The sequence below is a fragment of the Mesorhizobium sp. M4B.F.Ca.ET.214.01.1.1 genome (genome assembly GCF_004791545.1).
Lineage (GTDB): Bacteria > Pseudomonadota > Alphaproteobacteria > Rhizobiales > Rhizobiaceae > Mesorhizobium > Mesorhizobium abyssinicae.
Map to the genome: position 1 here is coordinate 61,855 of NZ_SRUX01000008.1, position 18,395 is coordinate 80,249.

Annotated in this window: 16 protein-coding genes; 3 read left to right on the forward strand and 13 right to left on the reverse strand. The window is 65.6% G+C overall.

The genetic code is table 11. The features are described 5' to 3' along the window. Positions 1 to 172 precede the first annotated feature (172 nt). Positions 173 to 1,186 carry a glycosyltransferase family 9 protein gene (locus tag EN857_RS17050; RefSeq protein ID WP_135858912.1) on the forward strand — a complete coding sequence of 338 codons (1,014 nt, stop codon included), beginning with the start codon at positions 173 to 175 and terminating at the stop codon, positions 1,184 to 1,186. Positions 1,187 to 1,201: 15 nt separating this feature from the next. Here the strand turns inward: EN857_RS17050 and EN857_RS17055 are convergent, their stop codons facing one another. Further along, complete coding sequence (locus EN857_RS17055) at positions 1,202 to 1,540, reverse strand: cupin domain-containing protein (RefSeq protein WP_127390807.1); 339 nt, start codon at positions 1,538 to 1,540, stop codon at positions 1,202 to 1,204. Between the two features lie 11 nt (positions 1,541 to 1,551). Further along, entirely contained in the window at positions 1,552 to 2,331 is a 780-nt protein-coding gene (kduD, locus tag EN857_RS17060; RefSeq protein WP_128345986.1) for a 2-dehydro-3-deoxy-D-gluconate 5-dehydrogenase KduD, read from the reverse strand. Positions 2,332 to 2,705: 374 nt separating this feature from the next. Here kduD and EN857_RS17065 point away from each other — a divergent pair, with 374 nt between their 5' ends. Next, positions 2,706 to 4,277 carry a mannitol dehydrogenase family protein gene (locus EN857_RS17065; protein WP_127390809.1) on the forward strand — a complete coding sequence of 524 codons (1,572 nt, stop codon included), beginning with the start codon at positions 2,706 to 2,708 and terminating at the stop codon, positions 4,275 to 4,277. Between the two features lie 29 nt (positions 4,278 to 4,306). Here the strand turns inward: EN857_RS17065 and lepB are convergent, their stop codons facing one another. The 9 genes from lepB to EN857_RS17110 form a co-directional block, all read right to left on the reverse strand. Continuing rightward, positions 4,307 to 5,053 carry a signal peptidase I gene (gene lepB, locus EN857_RS17070; protein WP_127390814.1) on the reverse strand — a complete coding sequence of 249 codons (747 nt, stop codon included), beginning with the start codon at positions 5,051 to 5,053 and terminating at the stop codon, positions 4,307 to 4,309. Positions 5,054 to 5,395: 342 nt separating this feature from the next. Continuing rightward, complete coding sequence (locus EN857_RS17075; RefSeq protein WP_127390810.1) at positions 5,396 to 5,803, reverse strand: F0F1 ATP synthase subunit epsilon; 408 nt, start codon at positions 5,801 to 5,803, stop codon at positions 5,396 to 5,398. 108 nt (positions 5,804 to 5,911) lie between these two features. Continuing rightward, positions 5,912 to 7,477, reverse strand: coding sequence for a F0F1 ATP synthase subunit beta (gene atpD / locus EN857_RS17080; protein WP_127283052.1), 1,566 nt, complete (start codon positions 7,475 to 7,477; stop codon positions 5,912 to 5,914). Between the two features lie 76 nt (positions 7,478 to 7,553). After that, positions 7,554 to 8,441: a F0F1 ATP synthase subunit gamma gene (locus EN857_RS17085; protein WP_126057606.1), complete on the reverse strand. Its 888-nt coding sequence runs from the start codon at positions 8,439 to 8,441 to the stop codon at positions 7,554 to 7,556. Positions 8,442 to 8,475: 34 nt separating this feature from the next. Then, positions 8,476 to 10,005: a F0F1 ATP synthase subunit alpha gene (gene atpA / locus EN857_RS17090; RefSeq protein ID WP_126057605.1), complete on the reverse strand. Its 1,530-nt coding sequence runs from the start codon at positions 10,003 to 10,005 to the stop codon at positions 8,476 to 8,478. Next, on the reverse strand, positions 10,005 to 10,565 hold the full coding sequence (locus EN857_RS17095) for a F0F1 ATP synthase subunit delta (protein WP_127390811.1): 561 nt from the start codon (positions 10,563 to 10,565) through the stop codon (positions 10,005 to 10,007). Before EN857_RS17095 ends, atpA begins: the two co-directional genes overlap by 1 nt. 246 nt (positions 10,566 to 10,811) lie before the next feature. Further along, entirely contained in the window at positions 10,812 to 11,207 is a 396-nt protein-coding gene (locus EN857_RS17100) for a DUF4345 family protein (RefSeq protein ID WP_126057603.1), read from the reverse strand. Between the two features lie 94 nt (positions 11,208 to 11,301). Beyond that, entirely contained in the window at positions 11,302 to 11,997 is a 696-nt protein-coding gene (locus EN857_RS17105; protein WP_127391491.1) for an aspartate/glutamate racemase family protein, read from the reverse strand. A 30-nt stretch (positions 11,998 to 12,027) separates the two neighbouring features. Further along, positions 12,028 to 14,211: a primosomal protein N' gene (locus tag EN857_RS17110; protein WP_127309054.1), complete on the reverse strand. Its 2,184-nt coding sequence runs from the start codon at positions 14,209 to 14,211 to the stop codon at positions 12,028 to 12,030. A gap of 89 nt (positions 14,212 to 14,300) precedes the next feature. On the opposite strand from EN857_RS17110, the gene fsa reads away from it, so the two are divergent. Beyond that, complete coding sequence (fsa, locus tag EN857_RS17115) at positions 14,301 to 14,957, forward strand: fructose-6-phosphate aldolase (RefSeq protein WP_127283048.1); 657 nt, start codon at positions 14,301 to 14,303, stop codon at positions 14,955 to 14,957. Between the two features lie 218 nt (positions 14,958 to 15,175). Here fsa and lptE read toward each other — a convergent pair whose 3' ends face one another. Together lptE and leuS are read right to left on the reverse strand one after the other, a co-directional pair. Beyond that, on the reverse strand, positions 15,176 to 15,757 hold the full coding sequence (gene lptE / locus EN857_RS17120; protein WP_127391490.1) for an LPS assembly lipoprotein LptE: 582 nt from the start codon (positions 15,755 to 15,757) through the stop codon (positions 15,176 to 15,178). Then, on the reverse strand, positions 15,744 to 18,371 hold the full coding sequence (gene leuS, locus EN857_RS17125) for a leucine--tRNA ligase (RefSeq protein WP_127391489.1): 2,628 nt from the start codon (positions 18,369 to 18,371) through the stop codon (positions 15,744 to 15,746). The genes lptE and leuS overlap by 14 nt, the downstream gene beginning before the upstream one ends. Between the last annotated feature and the right edge of the window lie 24 nt (positions 18,372 to 18,395).

An 18,395-nucleotide genomic window follows, 5' to 3' on the forward strand; every position in this document is an offset into this window, starting at 1 on the left:
GACACGCGCCCAGGCAACATACCCGCGCCTCCCCGGAGGCGCGGGTTTTCTGTTCCTGGATGCGCGGCAGATCGCCTTTGACTCGCCAGGACGGCTTCAGTATCAGCGGCTGGACCAGAGCGCGCCTTGATCGAGGCTCATTTCCGCCCTGAGCCACGGGTTCCGCACCGGCATGGATTCGACCGCACCGCTGCTGATCTTCTATGCCCGCAACGACGCCCTCGGCGACGGATTGCTGAGGCTGCCGGCATTGCGCGCCGCAAGGACGGCCTTCCCGCATAGCCACATCGTTTATGGCACAATGGGCAACTCCTCGCTTACCGGTGTCTTGAGGAAGCACGTCGCTTCCCTCATCGACGATTTCAGGCCGGTGACGCCGCTTTCGGCTGTTCTCGCCGAGTTCAAGCCGCGCGGCGCGCAAACGAGGCTGGTCGATTTCCGCACCGGTGTGCCCGGCCTGCTGGTGACCGGATTGCAGCTCATCGGCCGCGGCGTTCGCTACGAGCCCAATTTTGCCGGCTATTTGCCGTCCTGGCGTCCGGGCGTCCGATGGACGCTGCGTCCCGAACACAATGCCTGGCGCTACCATCGGCTGGTGGAGCGGCTGGCCGGCAGGCATCTGCCATTCGACCACAGGCTGGACGTTCCGCAGGCTGCCCGCGCCCTGGCGCGTCAGTTACGCGGCGCGGACCAGCGTCCGCTCATCCTTCTTGGCGGCAACGCCAAGGGCAACAAGTTCATGGGCAACGCCCAGGTCGCCGCCGTCGCCGGCAACCTCATCGATGCCGGCTACCGGGTGCTCTATCTGGTCACCCCGGGCAGCGGACCGAGCCCGCAGACCCTTGCCGCGAAGGAACCCCGTCTTCAACTGGTCGGCCCGGAGCTTGGGCTCGATGCCGAGGCGTTCAGCGACCTGCTGCTTGCGCTCGGCGAAATGGCGGCCGCCTATGTCGGCATGGAAGGCGGCCTGGGCCATCTGTTCGCCACGGTCATGACCCCGACGGTGATCATCAACAACGGCGCCAACATGGAACGTTGGCGGCCACTGTCGAACACCGTCGAGGTGGTCACCGCGCCAAGGCGCGGGAGATCGGCGAAAGTCTCCGATACGCCGGCCGAGGCGATTATCGAGGCCACGCATCGCTTGCTCGCCGCGAGCCGACGCGACCACGCCTTGCCCCGCTAGATCACCGTCAAGAAATCAGCCGAGGAAATCGGCGCGGTGCGGCGTGAAGCTGTCGACCAGGCGCCCGGCCTCCAGCGCCCTGACGCCGTGCAGCAGATTGGACGGAACGATGAAGCTGCTGCCCGCTTCCAGGATTTCGGTGCGGCCGTCGACGGTCACCTCGAAGCGGCCTTCGGCGACGTAGCTCGCCTGCACATGCGGATGCGAATGCAGCGCGCCGACGCCACCCTTGTCGAAGCCGAACTCGACCATCATCAGCTCGTCGGTGTGGAGGAGCACGCGCCGGCGGTTGCCGTCCTGCGTCGGCGTCCATGCTGCCTCGCCGGCATGCGAGAATATCTTCGCTTCGGTCATCGTCATCTTCCTCACCGCGCCAGCCAGCCGCCGTCCACCGGGACCACGGCGCCGTGCATATAGTCCGACGCCGGCGCGAGCAGGTACGCGGCGGCGCCGCCGATGTCTTCCGGCCGCCCCCAGCGCCCGGCCGGGATGCGCGCCAGGATCGAGGCGCTGCGATCGGGATCGGCGCGCAGCGCCTCGGTGTTGTTGGTCTCGATATAGCCGGGCGCGATGGCGTTGACGTTGATGCCCTTTTGCGCCCATTCGCAGGCGAGCAGCCGGGTGATGCCGAGCACGCCGTGCTTGGAGGCCGTGTAGGAGGCGACGCGGATGCCGCCCTGGAAACTCAGCACCGAAGCGATGTTGACGATCTTGCCGCGCCGTCCGGGTTCGGCAAGCACATTCCGGGCAAAGCCTTGGCTCAGCATGAACACCGTCTTCAGATTGACGTCGATGACGTCGTCCCAGTCGGCTTCGGTCAGCTCGACCGCATCGGCTCGCCTTATGATACCGGCATTGTTGACCAGGCCGTCGAGCGATCCGCTGTCGTGCCAGACCCGGTCGAGCATCGCCTGCGCGGCCGTCGAGTCGGCAAGGTCGCAGCGCACCGCCTCGAAGTGCCCGCCGGCCGCCTCTATCCTTTCGGCGGTCTCATCCATCGCCGAGCGGCCGACGCCGACCACCGTGCCGCCGGCACGCGCGACCGACACCGCGATGCCCTGGCCGATGCCGGTATTGGCGCCGGTGACCAGGATGCGCTTGCCGGCGAGGCTGAAGGCGGAAAGATCGGGCCCTGTACTGCTCATGATATCCAACATCTGTCTGTCATCGATGACGCAGTGCCTCCGTGATCGCGTCCAAGCCGCGCAAAAGCCGGTTCGCCGGTGTATGACCGTGCGGGCTGACGATGGGCAACTTTTCCACGCCGGCGCAAAGCGCGCCGGCAACGCGCGCATCCGCCTCGGAGGGAACAGCAAATCCGGATCGGTCAGCGCGATCATGGACATAGCGGCTCCCCCAGGATGGACAATCGGTACGGTCGGGCAGGAACGATGTCAACGCGGCCGGCATCCACCCGCCTGCTTGCGGCATTGGGGAACAGATGATACCCCGCATCCGATCCATCGCACGGGGACATCCGCATGCCGCTCCGCCGAAACCTCCCAGCGTTTTTGGTGCCATGACCCACGACCGTCTCTCCGATGGGACGCTGCGGTCCTTGCCAAATCAGCTTTCGGTTCCCGCCTACGATCGGGCCGACATCGCGCCGGGCATTGTCCATCTCGGCGTCGGCGCCTTCCACCGTGCCCACCAGGCCGCCTATGTCGACGACTGCCTGGCGGCGGGAGAGCGTGACTGGGGCATTGTCGGCGTCTCGCTGCGCAGCGCCGACACACGCGATGCGCTGGCGCCGCAGGACGGACTCTACACGCTGGCGATCCGCGACAGCGGCGGCGAGAGCCTGCGCGTCATCGGCTCGATCCAATCGATGCTGGTGGCGCCTGAGGACCCAGGCGCGGTGCTGGCCGTGCTGATCGACCCGCGCACCCGCATCGTCACGCTGACCATCACCGAGAAGGCCTATCTGAGGGCCGCCGACGGCCGGCTCGACGAAACCCACCCCGACATCGTCCACGATCTGGCCAATCCGGGATCGCCGCGCACCGCGCATGGTTTCCTGACCGAAGCGCTGGCGCGCCGCCGCGCCGCCGGCACGCCGCCTTTCACCGTTCTTTGCTGCGACAACCTGCCGGCCAACGGCGCCACGCTGCACCGGTTGCTGGTCGAGTTCGCCGCGCTTCACGATCAAGGACTCGCCCGACAGGGCGATGTCCAGCTCGCCCGACAGGGCGATGCCGGGCTCGCCCCACAGGGCGATGCCCCTCTTGCCAGCCATATCGCAAACGACGTGGCCTTCCCGTCGAGCATGGTCGACCGCATCGTGCCGGCGACCACGGACGCCGACCGGACACGCATCGCGGTCGAGCTCGGCGTCGAGGATGCCTGGCCGGTGATGACCGAGCCGTTCTGCCAATGGGTGGTCGAAGACGATTTTCCAGCAGGCAGGCCGGCCTGGGAAAAATTCGGCGTCACCATGGTCGCCGATGTCGGTCCCTTCGAGGACATGAAGCTGAGACTGCTCAACGGTTCGCATTCGGGCATCGCCTATCTCGGCCTGCTCAGCGGCCATGCGACCGTCGACCGCGCCTTCGCCGATCCGGCGATCCGGCAGTTCGTCGATCGCCTGTGGGCCGAGGCCATTTCGACGCTGCCCGAGGATGCCGGGCTCGACACCAGCGCCTACACGGCGGAACTCGCCCAACGTTTTTCGAACACCGCGCTTGCCCATCGCACCGCGCAGATCGCCAATGACGGCAGCCAGAAACTGCCGCAGCGCATCGTGGCGTCAGTCGTGGAGTGCCTGGAAGCCGGCACCGAGATGGTCCATCTCACGCTGGTGGTGGCCGCCTGGATCGCCGCCTGCGCGGCGCGCGGCAAGGCCTTGCCGGAAGCCCATTTCACGGATCCGCTCGACGCGCCGCTGACGGAACTTTTGAGCCAGCAGCTGCCGGCGAACGAAACCGTGACGGCCGTGTTCGATCTCGCAGGCTTCGCCAGGGACCACGCCGAGCGCCAGACCTTGATTGAACTCGTGGCGGTCCATCTCGTCCACTTGCGCCGCGACGGCCCCACCCTGGCCTTCGCCGCGCTTGGCATAGACGGCGAACGGCAAGGCGCCGACACCGAATAGACTTGCAGTTCCACGCACGGATGGCTCACTTATTCTACAGCCGAGCCATCCAGTGTTTGCCGGGACGAATAAACGGTGCCCTTGGAATTCCAGAACAGCCGCACGGCCTTGCCGACCAGGTTTTCGTAAGGGACGAATCCGACAGTGAATCGACTGTCTGAAGCATTGTCCCGATTGTCGCCAAGCACGAAATAGTGGCCTTCGGGCACCTCGAACACGCGCGTGTTATCACCAACGGAATTGTCCGCCAGGTCGAGAACGAAATGGCTGACACCGCCTGGCAAGGCCTCGCGTTGAAGCTTGGCCGGCTGCGACATCTCCTCGTACGGGAACGTGCCGGCATCCTCGAGACCGACGGGCACATCGTTGATGTGGAGCACGCCGTCGACCATCTGGATTTTCTCGCCCGGCAAGCCGACGATCCGCTGGATATAGTCGATGCTTGGGTCGGACGGGAATTTGAAGACCACGACATCGCCACGCTTGGGCTCTGCGCCGAACATGCGTCCTTCGATCGGCAGCAGAGTGAACGGCACGCTGTAGCGGCTGTAGCCGTAGGCGAATTTGGAGACGAAGACATGGTCGCCCTCCTGCAGTGTCGGCACCATGCTGCCGGAGGGAATCGAGAACGGCTGGAACAGGAACGATCGGATCAGTAAGGCAGGCACCGACGAGGTGAGCAGGACGAGCACCAGCACCGAAAGCCCGTGCGCATACCATTTGTCCGGCTTGAAGCGATGTGCAAAGGGCACGACGAGCGCCACCCACAGGATCATCAACACGAACCCTGAAAGATTGGCCAGCCCGGCAAGATCGGTGCCCGGCAGCACCGGAAACCCGATATAGACAGCCGCGACGCCGAGGGCGCTGAACACAATCAGGACGGCAAGCGCCAGCCTTCCGGCGCCGATCCAGAGAAACCCGCCGAACGGCCCGCCAAAGGCCGACACCAGCGCCGTCGACCACTTGGATCGCGGCGCGATTTCTCGCTGGTCTGATTGCTACGTCATCGCCACCCCCCACGCCAAGGCAGCCGGACTGTCTATCAGGCGAGAAACGGGGGCAAACAAAAAAGCGGGACAAGCCCGCTTTTTTCAATCTCCGGTGGAAGCCTGGTCTCAGGCCGGCAGGATGGCGCCTTCCAGCGTGGTGAGCTGGCTAAGGAACTGTTCCGCCTTGCTGCGCGCCTGGTCGTCCTTGGCGTCGGCGGCGTCTTCCTTGGCTTCCTGGATGCGGCGGGCGAGGTCGGCACGGTCGATGTCGCCGACCGCCACGGCCGATTCGGCAAGCAGCGTGCAACCGGAAGCCACGATGTCGGCGAAGCCGCCGAACACCACGTAGCGCTCTTCCTTGCCGCCGACGGTCTTCACCGTGACGACGCCCGGCTTGATCGTGGTCATGACCGGCGCGTGCAAGGCCATCACGGTCATCTCGCCTTCGGCGCCCGGAATGACGACGGACTCGACCTCTTCGGAAACCAGCAGGCGCTCCGGCGAGACCAGTTCGAACTTGAAAGCTTCAGCCATGTCAATCTAGTGAGTAGGGAATAGTGAGTAGGGAGTAGGGAGAGGACAATTGTCCGATCACCCAGCTGCTATTCACTACTGACTACTGACTACTCCCTATTGCCTTGATTACGCCGCTTCAGCCGCCAGGCGCTGTGCCTTCTCGACCGCTTCCTCGATGCCGCCGACCATGTAGAAGGCGGCTTCCGGCAGGTGGTCGTAGTCGCCGGCGCAGAGGCCCTTGAAGCCCTTGATGGTGTCGGCGAGGTCGACCAGCTTGCCCGGCGACCCCGTGAACACTTCGGCGACGAAGAACGGCTGCGACAGGAAGCGCTCGATCTTGCGGGCGCGGGCGACGGTCTGCTTGTCCTCTTCCGACAGCTCGTCCATGCCCAGGATGGCGATGATGTCCTGCAGCGACTTGTAGCGCTGGAGGATCGACTGCACCTGGCGCGCGACCTGGTAGTGCTCCTCGCCGACGACCATCGGGTCGAGCATGCGCGAGGTCGAGTCGAGCGGATCGACGGCGGGGTAGATGCCCTTTTCCGAGATCGCGCGGTTGAGCACGGTGGTGGCGTCAAGGTGAGCGAACGAGGTCGCCGGCGCCGGGTCGGTCAAGTCGTCGGCCGGCACGTAGATCGCCTGCACCGAGGTGATCGAGCCCTTGGTCGTCGTCGTGATGCGCTCCTGCAGCGCGCCCATGTCGGTGGCCAGCGTCGGCTGATAGCCCACGGCCGAAGGAATACGGCCGAGCAGCGCCGACACTTCCGAACCCGCCTGCGTGAAGCGGAAGATGTTGTCGACGAAGAACAGCACGTCCTGGCCCTGGTCGCGGAAGTACTCGGCAACGGTGAGGCCGGTCAGGCCGACGCGGGCGCGGGCGCCCGGCGGCTCGTTCATCTGGCCGTAGACGAGAGCGGCCTTGGAGCCGGCGCCGCCGCCCTTCTTGTTGACGCCCGATTCGATGAACTCGTGATAGAGGTCGTTGCCTTCGCGGGTGCGCTCGCCGACGCCGGCGAACACCGAGAAGCCGCCATGCGCCTTGGCGACGTTGTTGATCAGTTCCTGGATCAGCACCGTCTTGCCGACGCCGGCGCCACCGAACAGGCCGATCTTGCCGCCGCGGGCGTAAGGAGCGAGCAGGTCGAGCACCTTGATGCCGGTGACCAGGATCTGCGCTTCCGTCGACTGGTCGACATAGGCCGGAGCCGGCTGGTGGATGGCGCGCTGTTCGACGCCGTCGACCGTGCCTTCCTCGTCGACCGGCTCGCCGATGACGTTGATGATGCGGCCGAGCAGGCCGGGACCGACCGGCACCGAGATCGGCGCGCCGGTGTCATAGACCTCCTGGCCGCGGACCAGGCCTTCGGTTGAGTCCATGGCGATGCAGCGCACGGTGTTTTCGCCGAGATGCTGGGCCACTTCGAGCACGAGGCGGTTGCCGACATTGGAGGTTTCCAACGCGTTCAGGATCGCCGGCAGGTGGTCGCCGAACTGCACGTCGACGACGGCGCCGATGACCTGGCGGACCTTGCCGACGGCGCCGGTCTTCTTGACGGCGACGCTCGCCGCCTTGGCCGGTGCTGCCTTGGCTGGTGCCGCCGCCTTCTTGGCCGGAGCGGCCTTCGCGGCTGCTGCCGGAGCCTTGGCCGGTGCCGCCTTGGCGGCGGTCTTCGGAGTCGCTGCTTTCGCCATCGTCTTTGCCCTTTTTCGTCTTTCTGTTTCTCGCGCTGTCCGCATGGAGGTCAGCGACCTCCACATGGGCCCGCGACTAGAGCGCCTCGGCGCCCGAAATGATTTCGATCAATTCCTTGGTGATCTGCGCCTGCCGCTGGCGGTTGTAGGTGATCGACAGCTTGTTGATCATGTCGCCGGCGTTGCGCGTCGCATTGTCCATGGCGCTCATCTTGGCGCCCATCTCGCCGGCTGCGTTTTCGAGCAGCGCGCGGAAGATCTGGACCGAGATGTTGCGCGGGATGAGGTCGGAGAGGATCTCGCCCGGCTCCGGCTCGTATTCGTAGACGGCGTTGCCGCCATTGGTCGCCTCGGCAGCAGCCGGAGCGGCAGTCGCCGCCGGGATGATCTGCTGCGCCGTCGGGATCTGGCTGATCACCGACTTGAACTGCGAGTAGAACAGTGTGCAGACGTCGAAACCGCCCTCGTTGAAGAGGTGGATGACTTTCTTCGCGATCGCATCGGCATTGGCGAAGCCGAGCGTCCGCACTTCACGCAGGTCGACGCGCTCAAGGATCAGCGATGCGTAGTCGCGGCGCAGGATGTCGTAGCCCTTCTTGCCGACGCAGATGATCTTGACCTGCTTGCCGTCGGCCAGGAGCTTGCGGATGTGGTCGCGGGCAAGGCGGGCGATCTGCGAATTGAAGCCGCCGCAGAGGCCGCGCTCGGCGGTGCAGACGACGAGCAGTTGCACGTCGTCCCTGCCGGTGCCGGTCATCAGCGCCGGAGCATCGCCGCCGCCGCCGATCGCCTGGGTGATGTTGGCCAGCACCGCGCCCATCCGCTCGGAATAGGGACGCGCCGCTTCCGCCGCTTCCTGCGCGCGGCGCAGCTTCGCCGCGGCGACCATCTGCATCGCCTTGGTGATCTTCTGCGTCGCCTTGACCGAGGCGATACGGTTACGAAGGTCTTTTAATGAAGGCATGCTTCAAACCTGATCCCGTGCGTCCGGCTTCTTCTTAGGCGAAGGTCTTGGCGAAGGCGTCGATCTCGGCCTTGAGCTTGGCGCGCAGATCATCCGACAGCGCCTTCTCCTTGCGGATGCCGTCGAGCACGTCCTTGCCGGCCGAGCGCATGTGGCTGAGCAGGCCATGCTCGAACTTGCCGACCTGGTTGATCGCCAGCTTGTCGAGGTAACCGTTGACGCCGGCGAAGATCACCGCAACCTGCTCCTCGACCTTGAGCGGCGAGAACTGTGGCTGCTTCAGGAGTTCGGTCAGGCGCGAGCCGCGGTTCAGCAGGCGCTGCGTGGCGGCGTCGAGGTCGGAGCCGAACTGCGCGAAGGCCGCCATTTCGCGATACTGAGCGAGTTCGCCTTTGATCGAGCCGGCAACCTGCTTCATCGCCTTGATCTGCGCCGACGAGCCGACGCGCGACACCGACAGGCCGACATTGACCGCCGGACGAATGCCCTGGAAGAACAGGTTGGTTTCGAGGAAGATCTGGCCGTCGGTGATCGAGATCACGTTGGTCGGGATGTAGGCCGACACGTCGTTGGCCTGCGTCTCGATGATCGGCAGCGCGGTCAGCGAGCCGCCGCCCAGATCGTCATTGAGCTTTGCGGCGCGCTCGAGCAGACGCGAGTGCAGGTAGAAGACGTCGCCCGGATAGGCCTCGCGGCCCGGCGGGCGGCGCAGCAGCAGCGACATCTGACGATAGGCGACGGCCTGCTTCGACAGATCGTCATAGCTGATCAGCGCGTGCATGCCGTTGTCGCGGAAATATTCGCCCATGGTGGCGCCGGTGAACGGCGCCAGGAACTGCATCGGCGCCGGGTCGGAAGCGGTGGCGGCAACGACGATCGAATATTCAAGCGCGCCGCGCTCTTCCAGCACCTTGACGAACTGCGCGACGGTCGAGCGCTTCTGGCCGACGGCGACGTAGACGCAGTAGAGCTTTTCCTTTTCCGGGCCGTTTTCGTGCACCGACTTCTGGTTCAGCATCGTGTCGAGAATGATGGCGGTCTTGCCGGTCTGACGATCGCCGATGACCAGCTCGCGCTGGCCGCGGCCGACCGGGATCAGCGCATCGATGGCCTTGAGGCCGGTCGACATCGGCTCGTTCACCGACTTGCGCGGAATGATGCCGGGCGCCTTGACGTCGACGCGCTTGCGTTCGGTCGCCTTGATCGGGCCCTTGCCGTCGATCGGGTTGCCGAGCGCATCGACGACGCGGCCGAGCAGGCCCATGCCGACAGGCGCGTCGACAATGGCGCCGGTCCGCTTGACGGTGTCGCCTTCCTTGATGTCGCGGTCGTTGCCGAAGATGACGACGCCGACATTGTCGGCTTCGAGGTTCAGCGCCATGCCGCGGATGCCGCCGGGGAATTCGACCATTTCACCGGCCTGGACATTGTCGAGGCCGTAGACGCGGGCGATGCCGTCACCGACGGACAGCACCTGGCCGACTTCGGAGACCTCGGCCTCCTTGCCGAAATTCTTGATCTGGTCTTTCAGAATTGCGGAAATTTCCGCGGCGCGGATGTCCATCAGCCGACCTCTTTCAGTGCAAGCTTGAGCGAATTGAGTTTGGTTTTGAGCGACGTATCGATCTGGCGCGAGCCCATCTTGACCACCAGCCCGCCGAGCAGCAACGGGTCGACGGTGACCGTGATGGCCACGTCCTTGCCGGCAACGCTCTTCAGCGCCGCCTTCAGTTCGGTCTCCTGCGCGGCCGTCAGCGCATGCGCCGAGGTGACCTCGGCCGAAGCCTCGCCACGATGCTCGGCGGCGATGCGGCGGAAAGCCTTGATCATGCCGGGCACTGCGAACAGGCGGCGGTTCTTGGCGACGACGCGCAGGAAATTGCCGGCGAGCCCGCCGAGCTTTGCCTTGGCGACGATCGCGGCGATCGCCTTGGCCTGATCCTCGCTGGAGAACACCGGGCTGTTGATCAGCCGGGAAAGATCGGCGCTGCCTTCAAGCAGCGCCTCGAAACTGGTGAGGTCGGCCTCGACCTGGGCGACCGAATTTGCCTGCAGCGCGAGTTCGAACAGCGAACCCGCATAGCGTTCTGCGACAGCTGAGATTGGCGATGACGATTGAGCCACGGACCGTCTTTTCTCTTGTCTGACAGGCCGCAGATTGTTGGCGCGAGCGAGAACTCTGGCTAAATCTTTGACCTTACTGCATTTTTCCAAGCACGGAGGCGCGGCTTCCGCTATCCCCGGCCGAAAGTCGATTGCCGTCTAGCACAGGCCTTTTAAGACCGCAATGCGTCGTCCGGCATGGTTTTCAGGCACTTTTGTCGCATCCGGCGGTAGAGACCAACCGCAAGCGCCGGATTAGTCAATGATTCAGGGCAAAAAGCCGAAAGCAAAGGCCAGCGGCAATGCCGCCAGCACCAGCTCAACCACGATCGAAGCCCAGTTGAAAGGCGTATTGGCGCCGTCCGACATCATCGACAGCAAACGGCCGAAAGCGGTGAACAGCCAGGAGAAGCCGAGCGCCATGTAAAGCAGCGGTTGCGCGAGCAGGATGCAGCACAGGCTGACGCCGAGATAGAAGCCCGACATGCGGCCGCGCCCCTCGGCGATCGCCGCCGCCTTCTCCGGCCTGGCCTGCAGCCTGAGGATCCTGAAAGCGAGGTTCGGCGCCAGGAACAGCAGCAGGCCGATGAGCAAGGTCGCCACCGCGCTCGACCATGCCAGCCACTCGCCCTGGCTCATCGGCCACGGAAACGCAAATTCCATTTTGTCCCCTCGTAAATGCCTGTTTGAAAACCGGGGCATTCTAGCGGAGGAAAAGCCGTGCGCCAGATGGCGCCGGAACTTTAGGAAAGGCGTATCAAGACAGGGCGAATGCGACCGCCGCCTCGGCATGCAGGCGCGTCGTGTCGAACACCGGAATGTCGAAGTCCGCCTGGCCGATCAGCATGGTGATCTCGGTGCAGCCCATGATGACGCCGTCGATATTCTCATCGCGCCGCAGCCGGCCGACTTCCTCGACATAGGCCGCATGCGAATCGGGTTTGACGATACCCTGGCAGAGTTCGTCATAGATCACCCGGTGCACCATGTCGCGGCCGGCCTGGTCGGGCACGATAGGCTGCAGGCCATATTTCTCGGCGAGCCGGCCCTTGTAGAAATCCTGCTCCATGGTGAAGCGGGTGGCGAGCAGCGCCGGCCGCCTGACGCCGGCATCCCTGACCGCGACCGCGGTGGCGTCGGCGATGTGGATCAGGGGGATCGACACCGCCGCCTGCACGTCGTCCGCCAGCCTGTGCATGGTGTTGGTGCAGACCACCAGGCCCTCGGCGCCGCCCGCCTCCAGCTTGCGCGCGGCCTCGACGAGCAGCACGCCCGCGCCCTGCCAGTCGCCGGCATGCTGGCGCTCGGCGATCTCGGCGAAGTCGAACGACCATAAGAGCAGCTTCGCCGAATGCAGCCCACCGAGCCGCTCGCGCACGATCTCGTTGAGCAGGCGATAGTAGATGGCGGTCGATTCCCAACTCATGCCGCCGATGAGGCCGAGGGTCTTCATCTGTTCATGCCTCCGATCGCGTGATCAATCTCACAAAAAGCTCTGCGGATCGATATCGACCTGGACCCGGACCGAGCCGCGCAATTTCGGCCCTTCGGCCAGCATGGCGCGGATGAAGCCCTGCATGTCGGCGCGCCGCTCGCCCTGGATCAGCAGGCGGAAGCGGTGGCGCCCGCCGAGCAGTGACAACGGCGCCTCGGCCGGGCCCAGCACGAACAGATCGGCCGCCTGCGGCGCGGCGCGGCGCAGGCCGCGCGCATGCGCCTCCGCTTCGGCCCGCGTCGCGGCGCTGACGATAACGCCGGCGAGCCGGCCGAAGGGCGGCAGCGCCGCCCGCTCGCGCTCGGCGACCTCGCGCTCGTAAAAGGCCTCGGCATCGCCGGAGACGATGGCCCGCATCACCGGATGGTCCGGCTGGTAGGTCTGCAGCAGGCCGAGGCTCTTCTTGCCGGTGCGGCCGGCGCGACCCGTCACCTGGCTGAGCAGCTGGAAGGTTCGCTCGGCCGCGCGCGGATCGCCATTGGCGAGGCCGAGATCGGCGTCGACCACGCCGACCAATGTCATGTTGGGAAAATTATGGCCCTTGGCGACGAGCTGCGTGCCGATGACGATGTCGGCCTCGCCATTGGCGATGGCTTCCAACTCGAGCCTGAGCCGTCGCACGCCGCCCATCAGGTCGGACGAGAGCACGATGGTGCGGGCGTCGGGGAAGTGCGCCACCACCTCCTCGGCAATGCGCTCGACGCCGGGACCGCAAGCGACCAGATGGTCGAGCGTACCGCATTCGGGGCACGCCTCCGGCCGCCGCTCATTATGCCCGCAATGGTGGCAGACAAGCTGGCCGCGAAAGCGGTGCTCGACCAGCCAGGCCGAGCAGACCGGACAGCCGAAACGGTGGCCGCAGACGCGGCACAGCGTCAGCGGCGCATAGCCGCGCCGGTTGAGGAATAAGAGCGACTGCTCCTTCTTCTCCAGCGTGCGCCGCATCTGGTCGAGAAGCAGCGGCGACAGGAAGCCGCCGCGCGCCGGCGGCGCGCGGCGCATGTCGATCGACTTCAGGTCGGGCAGCGCCGCCTCGGCAAAGCGCGACGAAAGCACCGCCCGATGATAGCGGCCCTGGCTGGCATTGACCCGGCTCTCGACCGACGGCGTCGCCGAGGCGAGCACGATCGGGAAGCCGCCTATGTGGCCGCGAACCACCGCCATGTCGCGGGCATTGTAGAAGACGCGATCCTCCTGCTTGTAGGCGGGGTCGTGCTCCTCGTCGACGACGACCAGGCCAAGCTCAGGGAAAGGCAGGAACAGCGCCGAGCGCGCGCCGGCGACGACGCGCACGCCGCCTTCCGCCACCTGCCGCCAGACTTTCTCGCGCATCCTCGGCGGCAGGTCCGAATGCCACTCGGCCGGCTTGGCGCCGAACCGGTCCTGGAAGCGTTCCAGGAAGGCATGGGTCAGCGCGATTTCCGGCAGCAGGATCAGCACCTGCCTGCCCTGGTCGAGCGCCGCCGCCACCGCCTCGAAATAGACCTCGGTCTTGCCGGATCCGGTGACGCCATCGAGCAACGTGACGCCAAAGGCGTTCGCCGCGACGCCGGCACGCAGCATGGCCGCCGCATCCTCCTGGTCGGGCATCAGCGTCGGCTGCGCGTAGGCCGGATCGGGCGCCGCCACCACCGGCCGCGGCGGGATCATCACCGTCTCGAACACGCCTTGCGCCCGCAAGCCGTCGATGACCGCCGACGACACGCCGGCCGCATGCGCCAGGCCCGAGCGCGTCCAGGCGAGGCCGCCCTCGGCCGTCGCCAGCACGCGCGCCCTCGCCTCGGTCATCCGGTCGGGTCTGGCCAGGGTGAGCTGCAGGCCTTCGATCCAGGGCTCCGGGTCGAAGGCCTCCGGCGCACGAAGCAGCATGCGCGCCACCATGCCCGGCGCCGCCAGCGTGTATTGCGCGATCCAGTCGACGAAGCGGCGCATCGCGCGGTCGATCGGCGGGCAATCGAACACCTGCTCGATTGGCCGCAATTTCCTCGCGTCGACCGTCTCGACGGCGCCGTCCCAGACGATGCCGGCGACCTGCCGGGGCCCCAGCGGCACGCGCACGATCGAACCCGGCACCACGCGCATGCCGGCCGGCACCGCATAGGTGTAAGGCCGCTCGGCCGGCATCGGCACCAGCACCGGCGCGGCCGCGACAAAGGGCGAATCTTCCATCATGAGGCGTGACCTTGCCCCGACTTTGGTCTAGAGCAAAGGCCGACCCCCAAGCTGCATGTCATGCACATGAAAATCTTCAGGAGACCGCGATGAAATTTTTTGTCGACACCGCCGATATCAAGGAAATCCGCGAGCTGAACGATCTGGGGCTGCTCGATGGCGTCACCACCAATCCCTCGCTGATCCTGAAATCGGGCGGCAAGATTGCCGAGGTGACCAAGCAGATCTGCGACATCGTCGAGGGCCCGGTCTCGGCCGAGGTCGTGGCGACCGAATACAAGCAGATGATGGCCGAGGCCGAGGTGCTGGCCAAGATCGCCCCCAATGTCTGCATCAAGGTGCCGCTGACGCTGGACGGGTTGAAGGCCTGCAAGACCATCCGCACCGAGATGAAGCGCATGGTCAACGTCACGCTCTGCTTCTCCGCCAACCAGGCGCTGCTCGCCGCCAAGGCCGGCGCCTCTTTCATCTCGCCCTTCGTCGGCCGCATCGACGACACCGGCTCGGACGGCATGGAGCTGATCCAGGAGATCCGGCAGATCTACGACAATTACGACTACCAGACCGAGATCCTGACCGCCTCGGTGCGCACCGTGAACCACGTCAAGCAGGCGGCGCTGATCGGCGCCGATGTCATCACCGCGCCGCCGGCGACGCTGAAGGCGCTGGTCAGCCATCCGCTGACCGACAAGGGCCTTGCCGCCTTCCTCGCCGACTGGGCCAAGACCGGCCAGAAGATCGGCTGATCTCGTCTCAACGATACGAAAAAAGGCCGGGCGACCGGCCTTTTTTGTTGCAAACAGCAAAGTCGGAAACGCTCAGAGACCGTTTCGAAATTCGCTCTGGCGAGTCATATGGCGGTGGTTTCGAGAACCGGAGCGCAGCGGACATTCAGGTCCGTGAGCACCGGAAGCGCAGAAACCGCCGGCAGATGGCCGCCGGAGTAGAATTTCCAAACGGTCTCTCAGGCCTTCTTGCCGTGCTTGACCAGATCCTGCGCCACCGAGAGCCTGAGCAGGTCCGCCAGCTCGCGCGCGGCGCGGTTCTCGGCATCGATCTGTGCCCGGTAGGACGCGTATTCCTGGCGCGGCCGGTCGAAGGACGACGGCACCGAGCGCTTGCCGGTGGCGATGACCGTGCCGGTGCTCGCATCGGTCAGCACATAGGACGAGGTCAGCGTCACCGTGCCCGCGGTCGGCTCGTCCTCGTCGGTCTGTATCTGCACAAGTGCTGCCGATTCGACCAGTTCGGTGACGCCGAGATCGAGTATGTAGGCAGGCGTTGCCGGCTCGCCGGCGCCCTGGCCGAGGCCGAAGATCAGATTGTTGCGCACCTGCTGCGCGTAGCGGGTCTTGACCGGCTTGACCGAGATCGACGCCAGCTCAGCGGCGGCGCCGACTGTCGAGCCGCCGGTGAGCGGCGCGTTCGAATAGAGCGGCCTGACGGTGCAGGCCGACACCAATGCCAGCGAGGCGACCAGGCCGTACAGCGCGGTGCGGCCGAGCAAGCGCGTCACACCAGTCTTTTCCCGATCAGGCAACGACATTGACGATCCTCTGCGGCACGATGATCACCTTGCGGGGCGCCTTACCTTCCAGCGCCTTCTGCACGAATTCGAGGGCCAGCACCGCCTTTTCGACCGCACCTTGGTCCGCGTCGCGGGCAATTGTCAAATCCCCGCGCTTCTTGCCGTTGACCTGGACCGGCAGCACGATCTCGTTGTCGACGACAAGCGCCGGATCGTAGACCGGCCACGGCCGTTCGGCGACCATTTCGGTGCCGCCCAGCGTCTCCCAGCACTCCTCGGCCAGATGCGGCATGACCGGCGCGATCAGATGCACCAGGATCTCCACCGCCTCGCGGCAGGCGCCCTTCAGCGCGGCGTCGGCCTTGCCTTCGGCCGCCTCGTTGAGCGGCGTGGTCAAGGCGTTGGCGAGCTCGTAGATGCGAGCGATTGCGCGATTGAAGCCGAGCTTCTCGATATCCTCGCCGACCGCCTTGAGTATCTTGTGCGCGGCCTTGGAGACGGCGCCGGCCTCGCCCTCTCTCGCAGCCTCGGGCTTCACGCCGGCCAGCTGCTCGGCCGCGATCGACACCAGGCGCCAGATGCGCTGGACGAAGCGATGCGCGCCGGCGGCGCCGTCGTCGGTCCATTCCACGTCGCGCTCTGGGGGCGAATCCGACAGCATGAACCAGCGCGCGGTATCGGCGCCGTAGCCGTCGGTGATCTCTTCCGGGCTCACCGTGTTCTTCTTCGACTTCGACATCTTCTCCAGCGGGCCGATGACAGCCTCCTCGCCGGTGGCGATGTCGACGGCGCGGCGCTTGCCGCCGACGTCCTCGAGCCTGACCTCGCCCGGCGACAGCCAGCGTCCGTTGTTGGACGGCCCGCCGACACGGTAGGTCTCGTGCACCACCATGCCTTGCGTGAACAGGCCCTTGAACGGCTCGGCGAGATCGAGATGGCCGGTCTCGCGCATCGCGCGGGTGAAGAAGCGCGAATAGAGCAAATGCAGGATCGCGTGCTCGATGCCGCCGATATACTGGTCGACCGCCAGCCATTCGTCGGCCGCCTTCGGCTCAGTCGGATCGTTGGCCCACGGCGCGGTGAAGCGCGCGAAATACCAGGACGAATCGACGAACGTGTCCATCGTGTCGGTCTCGCGCCGCGCCGGCTTGCCGCATTGCGGGCAATTGACGTGCCGCCAGGTCGGGTGGCGGTCGAGCGGGTTGCCCGGCCGGTCGAACTCGATGTCGTCGGGCAGCTTGACCGGCAGGTCGGCCTTCGGCACCGGCACCACGCCGCAATCCTCGCAGTGGATCATCGGGATCGGGCAGCCCCAGTAGCGCTGGCGCGAAATGCCCCAGTCGCGCAGGCGGAAGTTCACCTTGCGCTCGGCCATCGGCCGGTTGCCGATCGTCTTCTTTTCCAGCAGCTTGGCCACCTCGTCGAAGGCCTTCTCCGGCTTCATGCCGTCGAGGAAGCGCGAATTGATCATCACGCCGTCGTCAACATAGGCCTCCTCGATGATCTGGAAGGTCTTGGCGTCGCCGCCTTCCGGCATCACCACGGGGATCACCGGCAGGCCGTATTTGTTGGCGAAGTCGAGGTCGCGCTGGTCGCCGGACGGGCAGCCGAAGATCGCGCCGGTGCCGTATTCCATCAGCACGAAATTGGCGACATAGACCGGCAGCGTCCAGTTCTCGTCGAACGGATGGACGACCCGGATGCCGGTGTCGAAGCCCTTCTTCTCGGCCGTTTCCAGCGCCGCCACCGAGGTGCCCATATGGCGCACCTCGTCGATGAACTTGGCCAGCTCGACATTCTCCTCGGCAGCCTTCTTTGCCAGCGGATGGTCGGCGGCGACCGCCATGAACGAGGCGCCGAAAATGGTGTCCGGCCTGGTCGTGTAGACCTCCAGCTCATGCTCGCCCGCGACCGGCTTGGCCAGCGGCCAGCGGATCAGCAGCCCTTCCGAGCGGCCGATCCAGTTGTGCTGCATCAGCTTGACCTTCTCCGGCCATTCGTCGAGGCCTTCGAGCGAATCCAGCAGGTCCTGCGCGAAGTCGGTGATCTTGAAGAACCACTGCGTCAGTTCGCGCTGCTCGACCAGCGCGCCGGAGCGCCAGCCGCGACCGTCGATGACCTGCTCGTTGGCGAGCACCGTCATGTCCTCCGGGTCCCAGTTGACCTTGGAGGATTTGCGCGTCACCAGCCCCTTCTCGACGAAGTCGAGGAACAGCATCTGCTGGCGGTGGTAGTAGTCGACGTCGCAGGTGGCGAACTCGCGCGCCCAGTCGAGCGACAGGCCCATGACCTTGAGCTGCTCGCGCATGGTGGCGATGTTCTCATAGGTCCAGTCCTTGGGGTGGACCTTGTTCTGCATCGCCGCGTTCTCGGCCGGCATGCCGAAGGCGTCCCAGCCCATCGGGTGCAGCACGTTGAAACCCTTGGCGCGCTTGTAGCGCGCCACGACGTCGCCCATCGTGTAGTTGCGGGTGTGGCCGATATGGATGCGCCCCGACGGATAGGGGAACATCTCCAGCACGTAGTATTTCGGCTTCGGATCGGCGTTGTCGGCCTCGAACAGCTTCTTTTCGGCCCAGGCCTTCTGCCATTTGGGCTCTGACGCGCGCGGATTGTATCGTTCGGTTGCCATCGGATGTTTTTCACTTAAAAGCTG

Excerpts from the sequence above, each read along its gene's own strand:
- EN857_RS17050 (WP_135858912.1), top strand. The coding sequence starts at position 173 with ATGGATTCGACCGCACCGCTGCTGATCTTCTATGCCCGCAACGACGCC.
- EN857_RS17055 (WP_127390807.1), bottom strand. The coding sequence starts at position 1,540 with ATGACCGAAGCGAAGATATTCTCGCATGCCGGCGAGGCAGCATGGACG.
- kduD (WP_128345986.1), bottom strand. The coding sequence starts at position 2,331 with ATGAGCAGTACAGGGCCCGATCTTTCCGCCTTCAGCCTCGCCGGCAAG.
- EN857_RS17065 (WP_127390809.1), top strand. The coding sequence starts at position 2,706 with ATGACCCACGACCGTCTCTCCGATGGGACGCTGCGGTCCTTGCCAAAT.
- lepB (WP_127390814.1), bottom strand. The coding sequence starts at position 5,053 with ATGATCCTGTGGGTGGCGCTCGTCGTGCCCTTTGCACATCGCTTCAAG.
- EN857_RS17075 (WP_127390810.1), bottom strand. The coding sequence starts at position 5,803 with ATGGCTGAAGCTTTCAAGTTCGAACTGGTCTCGCCGGAGCGCCTGCTG.
- atpD (WP_127283052.1), bottom strand. The coding sequence starts at position 7,477 with ATGGCGAAAGCAGCGACTCCGAAGACCGCCGCCAAGGCGGCACCGGCC.
- EN857_RS17085 (WP_126057606.1), bottom strand. The coding sequence starts at position 8,441 with ATGCCTTCATTAAAAGACCTTCGTAACCGTATCGCCTCGGTCAAGGCG.
- atpA (WP_126057605.1), bottom strand. The coding sequence starts at position 10,005 with ATGGACATCCGCGCCGCGGAAATTTCCGCAATTCTGAAAGACCAGATC.
- EN857_RS17100 (WP_126057603.1), bottom strand. The coding sequence starts at position 11,207 with ATGGAATTTGCGTTTCCGTGGCCGATGAGCCAGGGCGAGTGGCTGGCA.
- EN857_RS17105 (WP_127391491.1), bottom strand. The coding sequence starts at position 11,997 with ATGAAGACCCTCGGCCTCATCGGCGGCATGAGTTGGGAATCGACCGCC.
- EN857_RS17110 (WP_127309054.1), bottom strand. The coding sequence starts at position 14,211 with ATGATGGAAGATTCGCCCTTTGTCGCGGCCGCGCCGGTGCTGGTGCCG.
- fsa (WP_127283048.1), top strand. The coding sequence starts at position 14,301 with ATGAAATTTTTTGTCGACACCGCCGATATCAAGGAAATCCGCGAGCTG.
- lptE (WP_127391490.1), bottom strand. The coding sequence starts at position 15,757 with ATGTCGTTGCCTGATCGGGAAAAGACTGGTGTGACGCGCTTGCTCGGC.
- leuS (WP_127391489.1), bottom strand. The coding sequence starts at position 18,371 with ATGGCAACCGAACGATACAATCCGCGCGCGTCAGAGCCCAAATGGCAG.